Source organism: Rhodoplanes sp. (assembly GCF_013377085.1).
In the GTDB taxonomy this organism is placed as follows: Bacteria; Pseudomonadota; Alphaproteobacteria; order Rhizobiales; family Xanthobacteraceae; genus Rhodoplanes.
Map to the genome: position 1 here is coordinate 45,929 of NZ_JACAAX010000014.1, position 12,935 is coordinate 58,863.

The 12,935-nt window shown below is 69.1% G+C and carries 12 protein-coding genes; 2 read left to right on the forward strand and 10 right to left on the reverse strand.

Annotated features, from left to right (window positions below; all coding sequences use genetic code 11):
• Positions 1–382: 382 nt before the first annotated feature.
• Entirely contained in the window at positions 383–1,726 is a 1,344-nt protein-coding gene (locus tag HXX10_RS12135; RefSeq protein WP_296522501.1) for a diguanylate cyclase, read from the forward strand.
• Between the two features lie 59 nt (positions 1,727–1,785).
• On the opposite strand, the gene HXX10_RS12140 is transcribed toward HXX10_RS12135, so the two are convergent.
• From HXX10_RS12140 to HXX10_RS12160, 5 genes are all read right to left on the reverse strand, one after another.
• A complete protein-coding gene (locus HXX10_RS12140; RefSeq protein ID WP_296522502.1) occupies positions 1,786–3,021 on the reverse strand; it encodes an FtsX-like permease family protein in 1,236 nt (411 codons plus the stop codon).
• Positions 3,018–3,752, reverse strand: a complete 735-nt coding sequence (locus HXX10_RS12145) for an ABC transporter ATP-binding protein (RefSeq protein ID WP_296522503.1) — start codon at positions 3,750–3,752, stop codon at positions 3,018–3,020. The genes HXX10_RS12140 and HXX10_RS12145 overlap by 4 nt, the downstream gene beginning before the upstream one ends.
• A complete protein-coding gene (locus HXX10_RS12150) occupies positions 3,730–4,095 on the reverse strand; it encodes a hypothetical protein (protein WP_367141968.1) in 366 nt (121 codons plus the stop codon). The genes HXX10_RS12145 and HXX10_RS12150 overlap by 23 nt, the downstream gene beginning before the upstream one ends.
• A 293-nt stretch (positions 4,096–4,388) precedes the next feature.
• Positions 4,389–6,152, reverse strand: coding sequence for an alkaline phosphatase (locus tag HXX10_RS12155; RefSeq protein ID WP_296522504.1), 1,764 nt, complete (start codon positions 6,150–6,152; stop codon positions 4,389–4,391).
• Positions 6,153–6,288: 136 nt separating this feature from the next.
• A complete protein-coding gene (locus tag HXX10_RS12160) occupies positions 6,289–6,729 on the reverse strand; it encodes a MarR family winged helix-turn-helix transcriptional regulator (RefSeq protein ID WP_296522578.1) in 441 nt (146 codons plus the stop codon).
• Positions 6,730–6,935: 206 nt separating this feature from the next.
• On the opposite strand from HXX10_RS12160, the gene HXX10_RS12165 reads away from it, so the two are divergent.
• The gene (locus HXX10_RS12165) at positions 6,936–7,772 is read left to right on the forward strand and encodes an alpha/beta hydrolase (RefSeq protein WP_296522505.1); all 837 of its coding nucleotides are present in this window, start codon (positions 6,936–6,938) and stop codon (positions 7,770–7,772) included.
• 105 nt (positions 7,773–7,877) lie between these two features.
• Here HXX10_RS12165 and HXX10_RS12170 read toward each other — a convergent pair whose 3' ends face one another.
• From HXX10_RS12170 to HXX10_RS12190, 5 genes are all read right to left on the reverse strand, one after another.
• Positions 7,878–8,426, reverse strand: a complete 549-nt coding sequence (locus HXX10_RS12170; RefSeq protein ID WP_296522506.1) for a hypothetical protein — start codon at positions 8,424–8,426, stop codon at positions 7,878–7,880.
• Between the two features lie 448 nt (positions 8,427–8,874).
• Positions 8,875–10,284, reverse strand: a complete 1,410-nt coding sequence (gene glnA, locus HXX10_RS12175) for a type I glutamate--ammonia ligase (RefSeq protein WP_296522508.1) — start codon at positions 10,282–10,284, stop codon at positions 8,875–8,877.
• A 67-nt stretch (positions 10,285–10,351) separates the two neighbouring features.
• Positions 10,352–10,690, reverse strand: a complete 339-nt coding sequence (locus tag HXX10_RS12180) for a P-II family nitrogen regulator (protein WP_296522510.1) — start codon at positions 10,688–10,690, stop codon at positions 10,352–10,354.
• A 352-nt stretch (positions 10,691–11,042) separates the two neighbouring features.
• Positions 11,043–11,654 (reverse strand): hypothetical protein, encoded by a 612-nt coding sequence (locus tag HXX10_RS12185; RefSeq protein ID WP_296522512.1) that lies wholly within the window; start codon positions 11,652–11,654, stop codon positions 11,043–11,045.
• A gap of 7 nt (positions 11,655–11,661) precedes the next feature.
• Entirely contained in the window at positions 11,662–12,930 is a 1,269-nt protein-coding gene (locus HXX10_RS12190) for a YadA-like family protein (RefSeq protein ID WP_296522514.1), read from the reverse strand.
• Positions 12,931–12,935 lie beyond the last annotated feature (5 nt).

Consider the following 12,935-nt stretch of genomic DNA (forward strand, 5'->3'; position numbering starts at 1 on the left):
GAGCCAATTCGCAGCGAACAACACCGATTTTGCCAAGACGAACGCCATCGACGCCGTCGACGGTGGTGTGCTGGCACCCCCGTCTGGGTTAATCCGAAACGGACGGCTTGGCGTCGTTCGGCTCCCCGGCGCGCGCGTGGTCCGCGGGCGGCCCGGAGGTCTGCCCCGGCGACACTCGCAACCCACGGACAGAACAGTAGAAACGAGCACGCCTAAGCTTTGTGCGGTGATTTCGACGCATTCTTCCCATGTTGCGAGGAATTTCACCGAGAAAACCCGCCTATCTTGTTCAGGAGCCCGCAAAGCGTCTCCCCAAGCTCTGCTCGTCGGTGCACCGCGACAGCGTTACAGTCGCAGTGTTCACCGGCCATCGGAGCCCGTCATGGTCACGCATTATCCTACAGCGACGATCGCCCTCGACGTCTCGACGCTGTTCGTGATCGCCACCTGCATCAGCTCGCTGCTCGGCCTGTTCCTGCTCAGCGTCTGGCGCCAGGAGCGGATCCGGGCGCTGGCCTGGTGGGGTGCGGCCTATCTGCTGGGCGGGTTCTCGGTTGCGTTGTGGAGCCTCGAGGGGAGCGGCCTGCCGTTGCCGTCCGGGCTGCCGAACGCGCTCCTTTACCTCGCATGCGGGTTGATCTGGAGCGCGGCGCGGGTGTTCCACGGCCGTCCGGTCCTGTGGGTCGCGATGTCGGCCGGCGGTTTCGCCTGGCTGCTGGCGAGCGCCTTTCCGGACCTGATGGCGGCGGCGTCGCATCGTGTGATCGCCAGCTCGGTCATCATCTCGATCTATGCGTTCCTGACCGCCTTCGAGCTGTGGCGCGAGCGCCGCAAGGCGCTGATCCAGCGCTGGCCGGCCCTGTTCGTGCCGCTGCTGCACGGCATCGTGTTTCTGGCGCCGGTTCCGCTCGCCAGCCTGATCCCCGACGAGAACGGCATGCTCAGCCTCGCCACCGGCTGGTTCGCCGTGTTCGCGCTGGAGGCGATCCTCTACATCGTCGGCACCGCCTTCATCGTGATGACGCTGAGCAAGGACCAGGTGTTGCGGCTGCAACGCAGTGCCGCCTCGACGGACCCGCTCACCGGCCTCTACAACCGCCGCGCCTTCTTCGAAGGGGCGCCGCAGCTCAAGGCGGCCCAGATGCGCAAGCGCGAGCCGCTCGCCGCGCTGGTGTTCGACCTCGACCACTTCAAGGCGATCAACGACCGCCACGGCCATTTCGTCGGCGACGAGGTGCTGAAGCAGTTCGCCTCGGTCATCTCCACCAGCCTGCGGGCGACCGACCTGGTCGCGCGGTTCGGCGGCGAGGAGTTCGTGGTGCTGCTGCCGGGCAGCGTCGACGAGGCGGCGATCGCGGCCGAGCGCGTCCGCAACGCCTTCGAGGAGGCCGGGCGGCAGGTCGGCACCCATGCGATCGGCGCGACCGTCAGCGTCGGCGTGGCGGCGGGCGATCCGTCGGGCGACGTCTCGGTGCTGCTGATGGAGGCCGACGCGGCGCTCTATCGGGCCAAGGCGCTCGGGCGCAACCGCGTGATCCGCGCGCTGCCGGGCGAGGCCGGGCTGGCGGCCGCCGAGACCGTGCCGGAGATGCCGCCCGTGGTGGTCACCGGCATCGGTCTCGGCACCTCGCAGGCCGATGCCGCCGCCTGGGAAGAGGCGCATGCCGCGATCCTGTGGAGCGCGCATGCCGACGACGATCCACAGCTCGGCAGCGCCGTGGCCTGATTCTTCTCAGCACAGACGATGCCCGAGTGGCGAATGCCGGTCCGCACAGGGGCCGGCATTCAGCTTTGCCGCAGCGTGTCGGCGACCGGGATGCGGAAGGCGGCGAGCGCCGGCAGCAGCGCCAGCAGGCTGCCGGCGCCGAGCAGGGCGAGCAGCGGCAGCACGTCGGCGGTCGCGATCGACGGCGACAGCGACAGTCCGGTGCGGGCCTCGACCAGGGCGCCGACGATCCAGACGGTGAGCTGGGCCAGCACGAGCCCGGCGGCGCAGCCGGCCGCGAGGATGACGGCGGCGCCGAGCCACACGGTCGCGAGGACGTAGAGCCGCGAGGCGCCGAGCGCCCGCAGCACGGCGTAGCGGCGCCGCCGCAGGCCGGCGAGCGCCAAGAGCAGGATCGCGATCGCGGCGAACACCACCACGTCGTTGAGCACGGCGGCGATCACCATCAGATCGCGCACGTCGCCGAGCGTGCGGTAGACGGAGACGAGAACCTCGGCCGGGAAGAACGCCATGGTGCCGCCCTGCCGGTATCTTGCGCGCAACACATAGGCGTCGGCGACGGCGTTCGGCTTCACCGCCACGGCCGGCACGCCCGGCACTGTCGCAGCGTCGAAGGGCGGCCCGATCGGCCCCTCGGCGGCGTGGCCGTTGCCGAGCCCGTGGGTCTCCCACACGCTCTCGATCGGCACCAGCACGGCGCGGTCATAGGGCGAGCCCAGCCGCGGCAGCCGGCCCACCACGGTGTAGTGCACGCCGGCATGGCGGTGCGCCGCCTCGTCGGGCGCCTCGACGCCGAACGGACTCTTCTGGCCCGCATGGGCATGCGACGGCGCGACCGCGTCGCCGAGCGCGAGCGTGACGTCGGCGCCGACGACGGCCTCGCCCTCGCGGGCGAAGACGCGGCCCTCGGTGGGCGCCAGCCGGCCGAAGCGCGTGGCAAAGTCCGCCGTGGTGCCGATAATCGGAAAACCGCGAAACATATCGCCGAAGGCGATCGGCGCCGCCGCCTTCACCCGCGGATCCCGGGCGAGGGCGGCCAGCACGGCGCCGTCGATCAGCGGCAGGGCCTCGGGCTGCAGATAGATCGCGGTGAGGACGAGCTGAGTCTGGCTGCCGGGCGCGCCGATCAGCAGATCGAAATCGGCCGCGGCCTGGGTGCCCGCCTGCCGCAGCGCGCGCTCCTGGGCGCTGAGCGCAACGCCGACCGACACGGCAACGGCGACCAGCAGGGGGGCGATCAAGGCGATCCAGCGCAGCGAGCGGAGGTCGGCGCGGACGACCGGAAAGGGGTTCACGGCGCAGCCTCCGCCACGAGCGGTTCTGCGACGAGCCGTCCGGCCACCAGCCGGTGCACCCGGTCGGCTCGGGCGAGCAGGGCGGGATCGTGGCTGACGATCAGCAGGCTGGCGCCGGTTTCGCGGGCGGCGTCGAGCAGGAGGTCGGCGACACGGGCGCCGGTCGCGGCATCGAGGCTGGCGGTCGGCTCGTCGGCGAGCAGCAGGGCCGGCCGGCGGATCAGGGCGCGGGCGACGGCGACCCGCTGCTGCTCGCCGCGCGACAGCGCCGCGGTTCGTGGCGCGAGCATCTCGATGCCGACCCGGGCCGCGAGGGCCTCGGCCCGCCGGCGCGCCTCGGCGGGCAGGCGAAAACCGTCGAAGCGCAGCGGCAGCAAAATGTTCTCGATCACGCCGAGCTCGGGGACGAGGGCGAAATCCTGGAACACCAGGCCGACCGTGTCGCGCCGCCAGCGGTCGCGCTGGCGCTCCGGCCAGGCCGAGACGTCGGTGTCGCCCCAGCTCACCGTGCCGCGGTCGGGCCGCAGCAGGGCGGCGACGGCATGCAGCAGCGTCGTCTTGCCGGCGCCCGACGGGCCCGTGACGGCGACCGTCTCGCCGGCCGCCAGCACGAGGTCGATGTCGTCCAGGATGGCGCCGGCCGGGCGGCCGCGCTCGCGGCGGTCGACCCCGACACGGGCGAGACGCAGCGCCGCCGCGGCGGCGCGCTCAGGCGTGGCGGAAAACGGCATCGACGATCCGCAATTGGCTGACGAAGCCGGTCTCGAGATCGGTGGCCGAGCCGACCTCCAGGCGCCCGCGCACCACCACGGCCTCGCCGCCGCCCAAAAGCGGTGTCGTGCGGTCGAGATAGACGACGACGATGTCGGCCGGCCAGTCGGCGTCCGACTGGCAGAACGGGCAGAGCGCCATCGGCTCGCGGGTGAGGACGAAGAAGCGGCTCTCCGGCTTGAGCGGCGGCGCCATGTAGCCACGCATCGCCACCGGCTGGCCTTTCAGCGCCTGCACCATGTCGGAGAAGACCAGGCCGCGCACGCCCATGCTCTTGTAGAGCTGCTCGAACAACAGCGGCACCGGCTCGACCGCGTGGGCAGGGCGGGAGAGGAGGGCGAGGGCAGGGAGGGAGAGTAAGGCGCTGCGGCGGGTGAGAGAGCGGTCGCACTGAAACACCCTCCCCTGGAGGGGGAGGGTCGGAGCGCGCGACAGCGCGCACCGGGGTGGGGTGAAGCCCCAAGCGTCGGCTTCGCCGATCATCCCCTCCCGGCGGACTTCGTCCGCCGACCTCCCCGTCGCGGCAAAGCCGCGACACCCAGGGGGAGGTGAAGGTTGGGTGCTCAATGTCCGCTCGTCAGGTGGTATTGCAGACCTCACTCGCCGTTGCCGGGCGACAGCCCGAGCGCCGTCGCCATGATGCGGAAGACGCGGGTGTTGTCGATACGGCCACGGAACAGCTCGGAGCCCGGGCCGGTGGCGGTCAGCACCACGTCGTCGGCCGAGTGCACGCCCTGCGGCGCGCTCTGCGGCAGGTTGCCTTCGCGACGGGCCGCGCCCGGCACGTTGCAATAGGCCTCGTTGGCGATGAAATCCTTGTTGGGGCCGGCGACCGCCGGCACGTTCTCGCCGGACAAATAAGGGTGGCCGGTCTCGCACCAGTCCGGATAGGAGCCGAACATGAAGGCGAGGCGGCGCGACACGTCGACCTTGTCGGGATAGCCGGCTGCATTGGCGGCCGGATAGTTCGGCACGATCGACTGCTCGTAGACGCCGAGCTTGTCGCGTAGCCGCTGGCCGGGCCGCTCGTCGTCGTAGGTGCCGATGATCGACACCCCATGCGCGTGGTCGCCGACCACGACGATCAGGGTGTCGTTGCGCGGCGCGGCAAAATCCTTGGCGATCTTTACGGCGTTGTCGAGCATGATGGTGTCGTAGACGGCGCGTTCCCAGTCGAGCGAGTGGCTGTACTTGTCGATGCGGCCGGACTCGACCATCAGCACAAAACCCTTGTCGTTCTTCGACAGCACGTCGAGGGCGGCGCGCACCTGGTCGGTGAGGTCGGGCTGGTCGGGGAACTTGTCCACCGTGCCCTTCTTGAGGACGAAGCGGTCCAGCGCCCCGTCGAGATTGCCGGTGTGGAACAGGCCGAGCAGCTTTTGCGCGCCCTTGGCGGCGTCGAGCTCGGTCCTGGTCGAGACGAACTTCCAGCCCGTCTCCTCGAACCTCTTGATGTAGTCGGTGTCGTCGGTGCGCTTCGAGCCCGGCGTCGACTTGGCGAGGAAGTTGGGCGAGCCGCCACCCATGATCACGTCGGGCTTCACGGCCCAGAACATGTCGACGATGTCGTTGTAGTCGGCGCGGCGGCGCGTGTGCGCCACCATGCCGGCCGGGGTCGCGTCCTCGATCTCGGTGTTGGTGACGACGCCGACCGCCATGCCGCGCGAGCGCTTGACGATCTCCGAGATCGTCTCGACCTTCGGGTGGGCGAGGTTGCCCTTGCTGAGCGAGCAGTACACGCCCATCGCGTTGACGCAGGACTTGTGGCCGGTCGTGTAGGCGCTCATGGCGTTGGCCGAGTCTGTGACGACCGCGTCCATACCGGAGGTCGACACCAGCGCCATGGCCGGCATGTCGTCGATGGCGAGCTCGCCGCCGTATTTGCCTTCCTTCAGCCCCTTGGCGAGGATGCGGGCGGCGGTGCGGTGCGCGACGGTGAGGCCGTCGCCGATGAACAGGATGACGTTCTTGGCCTTGCCGCCCGCCTGGGTGTCGAACACCTCCCAGGTGACGCTCGCCTTGCGGTCGCCGGCCGTGGCCTCGACCGTGTAGCGGCCCGGCTTGGTGATCACGGCGTCGCGCACCCAGAAGGCCGAGTGGCCTTGGCCGTCCTCGCGCTCCTGGAACGCCACCGGCTTGCCGAGCACGGCCGCCGCGTCCTGCCCGTTGATCGTCACCTTGGCGGCCCCGGCCGCCGGGGCGCCCGGGAACTCGACCTTGAGATCGAATTTCGAGCCCGCCAGGATCTCGGCCCGGTCGATCGGATAGATGGTCTGGGCGGCCGCCGGCAGAGCCGCGACGGTCAGGGCGAGCGTCGAGACGACGAAAAGCGCGGCGCGAGGCGCGAGCGACCGAGCCATGAAGACCTCCGATGTCCGTGGGTGCCGCCCGCGTGGTACGGCGCCCACATGACAGTCTCGTGACGATGATGACGTATCGGCGGATATCCCGGCAACAACGTCGCGCCGGGCGAGACCGCCCGACCGTGCGCCCGTCTCAGCCGGCGAGATGGCGGTCGAGCGAGGTGCGCAGCGCCGTGATCTCCGCCTGCAGGCGGCGCGCGTCGTCGAGCGAGAGGCCGGATGCCTCGGCGATGCCGCGCGGAATGCGCGCCGCCTTGCTGCGCAACGCCCGACCGGCCGGTGTGAGGCGCACCCGCACCTGGCGCTCGTCGGCCGGATCGCGCCGCCGCGTCACGTGGCCGGCCGCCTCCATGCGCTTGAGCAGCGGCGTGAGCGTGCTCGACTCGAGAAAGAGCTTGTCGCCGAGGTTTCCCACCGTCTGGTCGTCATGGTCCCAGAGTAGAACCAGCACCAGGTACTGCGGATAGGTCAGGCCGAGCGGGTCGAGCAGCGGCTTGTAGACGCGCCCGAAGGCATGGCTGGTCGAATAGAGTGCGAAGCACAGGAACTCGTCGCGTCCCAGCGCGTGGTCCATGGCGGCCGTGTCGGCGGCGGCGCCCGGGTCTTTTCGGGTCCGGAGATCTTTCGGGGCGGGCATGGCGGTAGCCTCACTCGGAAGTGACGATATAGATTGCGTGCGATTGGATCGCAAGCGCTTGACTTTAGTCCCGGCTCTCGGCATTTATATCGCGTGCGATATAATCGCACGATAGGCATCAGCCCTACACAGGAGTCGCCCCCGTGACCAAGACCGCCTCCACCATCACCACCCGCGACGGCGTCGACATCTATTTCAAGGACTGGGGCAAGGGCCCCGCGGTCGTGCTCAGCCATGGCTGGCCGCTGTCCTCGGACTCCTGGGAGTCCCAGGCCTTCCATCTCGCGTCCAACGGCTTCCGGGTGGTCGCCCATGACCGCCGCGGCCACGGCCGTTCCAGCCAACCCTGGGACGGCAACGATATGGACCACTATGCCGACGATCTGGCCCAGGTGATCGAGGCGCTGGATCTGCGCGACGTCTCGCTGTTCGGCTTCTCGACCGGAGGCGGTGAGGTCGCCCGCTATGTCGGCCGCCACGGCACCGGGCGGGTGGCGAAGCTCGGCCTGATCTCCGCCGTGCCGCCGCTGATGCTGAAGACCGACAAGAACCCCGGCGGCCTGCCGATCGAGGTGTTCGACGGCATCCGGGCGGGCGCGCTCGCCGACCGCTCGCAGCTCTACAAGGACATCGCCTCGGGCCCGTTCTTCGGCTTCAACCGGCCGGGCGCCAAGGTCTCGCAGGGCATGATCGACTCGTTCTGGCTGCAGGGCATGCAGGCCGGCCACAAGAACGCCTACGACTCGATCGCGGCGTTCTCGGCGACCGACTTCACCGAGGACCTGAAGAAGTTCGACAAGCCGACCCTGATCGTTCACGGCGACGACGACCAGATCGTGCCGATCGACGCCGCCGGCCGTGCTTCCAAGACGCTCGTGCCGCACGCGATCCTGAAGGTCTATCCCGGCGCCCCGCACGGGCTCGGGGATACGCACAAGGACCAGCTCGACAAGGACATGCTGGAGTTCCTGCGGAGCTGACGGCGACGACAGCTTCGGCGTCGTGGGGTGGGTCAGGCGCATGACGCCGTGACCCACCTTTTCTCCGTCAGCAATGACGACCGAATAGATCAGCCGGATTGGATGTCAGGTCAGCACGTCGGTCTGGTTCCGGGATCGGGCTTTGTCGTCCGCCGGCGACAGCGAGTCCGCGTATTCGACGGCCGCGGAGGTCAGCTTGCCATCCTCCAGGGTGAGGGAGCCCGACAGCTCCTGGATGCGGAGGCTGCGCGTCGTGTAGCGGTCCCGCACCGCGGACTGGGAATCCTTGTCGTGGGCGGACTTCATTTCCTCGTTGTAGCGGCGCAGGGCCTCCGCGGCCGCCTTCATCGTGTTGAGCGAGGCGACGTCGCGGACTTCCTTGGCGATCTCCGGATTGTCGCGGAAGAACTGCTCGATCCGTTCCTTCTGCGGCCCGTCGGTGCGGATCCGGCCGGAACTGTCGACCTGCAGCGCGATCTTGCTGTCGACATCGATGCCGGCGTCGGCGAAGTTTTGGGTGAGCTTCTGCGCGAGGGCCTCGGTGCGGCGCAAAAGCAGCTCGTCGAACGATTTCGGCAGATCGAGCGATGCCAGCGCGGCGGATCCGGCGCCCTGGGCCGCAACCATTGCGGTGTCGGAGAGATCGACCACCACGGCAGGGCCATGGCCGCTCGTCGCCGCGGAAGTCGTGGTCGCGGACCTTGTGGTCGAGGACGTCGGGCTGGAGGTCGGCGAAGCGGACGAGCCGGTTCGCGCAAGCGAACCCGGACCATCGCCGGTGGTCGAGGTCGAGATCGTACTCATGTTGTCACCACGTTCTGTGGTTGCGGTGCCGGCGCTGCCACGCAGAGCCCGGCACTCGGTCGTCGCGCGTCGTCAGCGATCTCAGGTCGGCCGAGCGCTCGACTTGCGCTCGAATCGGCCATGTCTCAGACCTCAGTATAATGCGTTTTGGTTAATTCCTTGTTGCCCGGTGGGCCTGCGGTGCACTATCCGCCGGGGCGACGGTTCGTCGGCGCGGCGTCGGCGGACCAACAAAAAGGGGCGCCCCGAAGGGCGCCCCAAAGTCGGATCGTGATTGACGATCGCGGACGAGCCGGCGTCAGCCGGAGTAGTACATCTCGAACTCGACCGGATGCGGGGTGTGCTCGAAGCGGATCACCTCGCCCATCTTCAGCTCGATATAGGCGTCGATGAAGTCGTCGTCGAAGACGCCGCCGGCCTTCAGGAAGGCGCGGTCCTTGTCGAGGCACTCGAGCGCCTCGCGCAGGCTGCCGCACACCGTCGGGATCTGCTTGAGCTCGGCCTTCGGCAGGTCGTAGAGGTCCTTGTCCATCGCCGGGCCGGGATCGAGCTTGTTCTTCACGCCGTCGAGGCCGGCCATGCACATCGCCGCGAAGGCCAGATACGGGTTCGCCAGCGGATCCGGGAAGCGGACCTCGACGCGCTTGGCCTTCGGGTTGGTGGTGTAGGGGATGCGGCACGAGGCCGAGCGGTTGCGCGCCGAGTAGGCGAGCAGCACCGGCGCCTCGAAGCCCGGGACCAGCCGCTTGTAGGAGTTGGTGGTCGGGTTGGTGAAGGCGTTGATCGCCTTGGCGTGCTTGATGATGCCGGCGATGTAGGACAGGCAGGTCTCCGAGAGGTCGGCGTACTTGTTGCCGGCGAACACCGGCTTGCCGTCCTTCCAGATCGACTGGTGGCAGTGCATGCCCGAGCCGTTGTCGCCGTAGATCGGCTTCGGCATGAAGGTCGCCGTCTTGCCGTAGATGTTGGCGACCATGTGGATGCAATACTTGTAGATCATGAGCTGGTCGGCCATGAATGTCATGGGCGCGAACTTGAGGCCGAGCTCGTGCTGGGCCGACGCCACCTCGTGGTGGTGCTTCTCGACCTTGCAGCCCATCTTGGCCATGGCGGCCAGCATCTCCGAGCGCATGTCCTGCGCGGAGTCCTGCGGCGGCACCGGGAAGTAGCCCTTCTTGAAGCCGATCCGGTGGCCGAGATTGCCGCCCTCGTAGTCGGTCGCGCCGTTGATCGGCAGCTCGATCGAATCGAGCTTGAAGCCGGTGTTGTAGGGGTCGGCCGAGAACTTGACGTCGTCGAACACGAAGAACTCGGCCTCGGGTCCGAACGAGATGGTGTCGCCGATGCCCATCGACTTGACCAGCGCCTCGGCCTTCTTGGCCATGCCGCGCGGATCGCGATTGTAGGGCTCGCCGGTGGTCGGCTCGAGCACGTCGCAGACCAGGACCACCGTGGTCTCGGCGAAGAACGGGTCGATCGTCGCCGTCGACGGGTCGGGCATCAGGCACATGTCGGATTCGTGGATCGCCTTCCAGCCGGCGATCGAGGACCCGTCGAACATCACGCCCTCGGAGAAGGTCTCCTCCTCGATCTGCGAGATGTCCATGGTGACGTGCTGCCACTTGCCGCGCGGATCGGTGAAGCGCAGATCGCAGTACTTTACGTCATTATCCTTGATCAGCTTCAGCACGTCTTTGGCCGTCGTCATAGATGCGTCCTTTGCTTTGCGAGAATTACGATTGTCCAACCCGGGAGTTCGGCCAACCCGCGGTGGTTCAGATGGCGTCGACTCCGGTCTCTCCGGTGCGGATCCGGATGACCTCCTCGACATTGGAAACGAAGATCTTGCCGTCCCCGATGCGACCGGTCTGCGCAGCGCGACGGATCGCGTCGATCGCCTTCTCGACCATCTCGTCGGCCAGGACAACCTCGATCTTCACCTTGGGAAGGAAGTCGACGACGTATTCGGCCCCCCGGTAGAGCTCGGTATGGCCCTTCTGCCGCCCGAAGCCCTTGGCCTCGGTCACGGTGATCCCCTGGAGGCCGACTTCCTGAAGTCCTTCTTTCACTTCATCGAGCTTGAAGGGCTTTATGATCGCCTCGATCTTCTTCATCTCACCTCGTCTCCCCGGCCCGCCGGAGGCCGATGCCAGCCGGCCCGCTCACCCGATAGCAGGGTCTATGCCAATTGCCGCAACGCATTATTTTTCCGCCGCGCCAAGCCATTAACACCGACGGCCCGGGAGCCGGCCGGACTCGCCCCCACGCCTGAGCCCAATCCTTGGGCGCCCTGCTTATAAACGAGGCAAGTCCTGCTCGCAAAGCACGCCTCCAGTCCGCTGCGAGGCCGGAAGGCGGTATCGACGTGCGGATCACGGCCACCTGCGGCCCGCGCATGGCGGCCCCACGGGCATGCGCCTGAACACTTCGGGGTCGGACGGCCGGCCTCCCGGTCGGCTCGCTCGCTCAGCGCATCGGGGCGGCGGGAGCCGGCCGCGGGGCCGGGCTCGCGGCGGGGGCCGGTGGCGCGGCGGGCGCGGCCTGCGGGGCGGCGGGCGACGTCTGGCCGAGTGCGACCGACAGACCGAACAACCGCCACTGGCCGTCGACGGCGGCGAAGATCATCTCGAAATTGACCTGCTTCGGAATCGACGGGAAGAAGCCGGCGAGCCGCATCATGCCGTTCTGTTCGATCTGCGGCAGCAGGCTGAGCTGCGGCTCGATCACCGCGACGCCGGAGAGGTCGAGCTTGTCGCGCCGCTGGTCGGCGAAGATTTCGGCGAGCCGCGCCGCGGTGTTGACCTGGAAGCCGGGTGCTGCGAGGTCGCGCAGCACCGTGTAGTTGCCGGTTCGGTTGGCGTGGTCGAGGGCCAGGATCGTCGAGCGGACCAGGATCAGCACGCCGTTGCGGTCGATCTGGGCCGGGCGTGGCGCGCTCTGCGTCGCCGCGGGCTGGGCCGGCTTGGCGGCCGGCTGGGCGAGGGCGCCGGACAGCATCGCGGCGCCGCTCACCATCGCCAATGCCGCTGCGACGAAACCGACGAACGCGGGGGTTCGCCGCGTCGGGCCGGGCTGCATCCCGTGCTCACCAGGCGAGTGTCGCACCAACCCGCCCACCCACGCCGCCATATTGAAATCCCGACGCGATGCCGCCGTTGAGCACCAGCGTCTCGTTGACCCGCACATGGGCGACCACGCTGCCGGCGTTCTCGCCCCGGAACGTGCCCCAATTGGTCGACACGGCGAACCGCTTGCCCTCGGGCAGGGCGCCGCCGCCGAGCGCGATCGCGACGGCGCTGCCCTCGAAACCCCGTCGGACATCGGTCTGCAGGGCGCCGACCTGCTGCTGGAGGGTCGCGACGTTCGACTGCAGGCCGGTGATGTCCTGCGGCCCGAAGCTCGCCGTGGCCAGATTTCCGGCCGCGTCGGTGGTGACGAAGCGCGTCGCGCCGCTCTGCGCCGCGAGGCTCGCGGCCGAGCCGAGGCCGGCCATCGTGTAGGTGGACGTCCCGGTGCCGAGCGCGATCTGGTCGGTCCGGGTCGTGACGGCGCCGGTGCCGATCGCTGTGGAGTTGGCGAAGGTCGCCTGGGCGCCGGGGCCGATGGCGGTGGAGAGCGATCCGGTCGCCACCGTGTTGTCGCCGAAGGCGGCGCCGCCGTTGCCGGCGCTCGCCAGCGTGCCGACCGCCACCGAGCCTGTGGCGACCGCGCCGGTGCCGATCGCGATGGCGTTGACGCCGGTCGCCTGGCTGGTCTGTCCGATCGCCACCGCGCCGGTGGCGGAGGCCAGCGCGCCGTCGCCGGCCGCGAAGCTCGACACGCCGGTCGCCTGCGCGGCATTGCCGAGCGCCATCGCGTTGGTGGCGGTCGCCTGGGAATTGGCTCCGAGCGCCGTCGAGCCGTCGGCGGTGGCATGGGCGGCGTTGCCGGCCGCCAGGCTGGACACGCCGCTCGCCTGCGCGTTGATGCCGAACGCCGCAGCATTGTCCCCGCTCGCCGAGGCGGTCGAGCCGATCGCCGTGGCGCTGCTGCCACTCGCCGAGCTGTTGAAGCCGACCGAGACGGCGGTGCCCCCGCTGGCATTGGCCCCCACGCCGAGGGCCGTGGCACCGGCGGTCGCGTTCGCTCGCTCGCCGACCGCCGTGCCCAGGAAGAGAGCGGTCGCTTGATATCCTACCGCCGTGCTGAAGCCGCCGTTCGCGTTGGCGCTGTCGCCGATTGCCGTGGCTCGGAGTCCAGTGGCGACGGCGCCGCGTCCAACCGCCGTCGAAAACTGATCGTCCGCGGTCGCCTGGCAATCAGCCAGCGCCACCGAGTCGGGAAAGGTCCCGACGCCCGAGACGCAGCCGGCCATGGCCG

Bases quoted from the DNA above. Each gene is read 5' to 3' on its own strand.
- HXX10_RS12145 (WP_296522503.1), bottom strand. From the start codon at position 3,752: ATGCCGTTTTCCGCCACGCCTGAGCGCGCCGCCGCGGCGGCGCTGCGT.
- HXX10_RS12160 (WP_296522578.1), bottom strand. From the start codon at position 6,729: ATGGACCACGCGCTGGGACGCGACGAGTTCCTGTGCTTCGCACTCTAT.
- HXX10_RS12190 (WP_296522514.1), bottom strand. From the start codon at position 12,930: ATGGCCGGCTGCGTCTCGGGCGTCGGGACCTTTCCCGACTCGGTGGCG.
- HXX10_RS12155 (WP_296522504.1), bottom strand. From the start codon at position 6,152: ATGGCTCGGTCGCTCGCGCCTCGCGCCGCGCTTTTCGTCGTCTCGACG.
- glnA (WP_296522508.1), bottom strand. From the start codon at position 10,284: ATGACGACGGCCAAAGACGTGCTGAAGCTGATCAAGGATAATGACGTA.
- HXX10_RS12180 (WP_296522510.1), bottom strand. From the start codon at position 10,690: ATGAAGAAGATCGAGGCGATCATAAAGCCCTTCAAGCTCGATGAAGTG.
- HXX10_RS12185 (WP_296522512.1), bottom strand. From the start codon at position 11,654: ATGCAGCCCGGCCCGACGCGGCGAACCCCCGCGTTCGTCGGTTTCGTC.
- HXX10_RS12135 (WP_296522501.1), top strand. From the start codon at position 383: ATGGTCACGCATTATCCTACAGCGACGATCGCCCTCGACGTCTCGACG.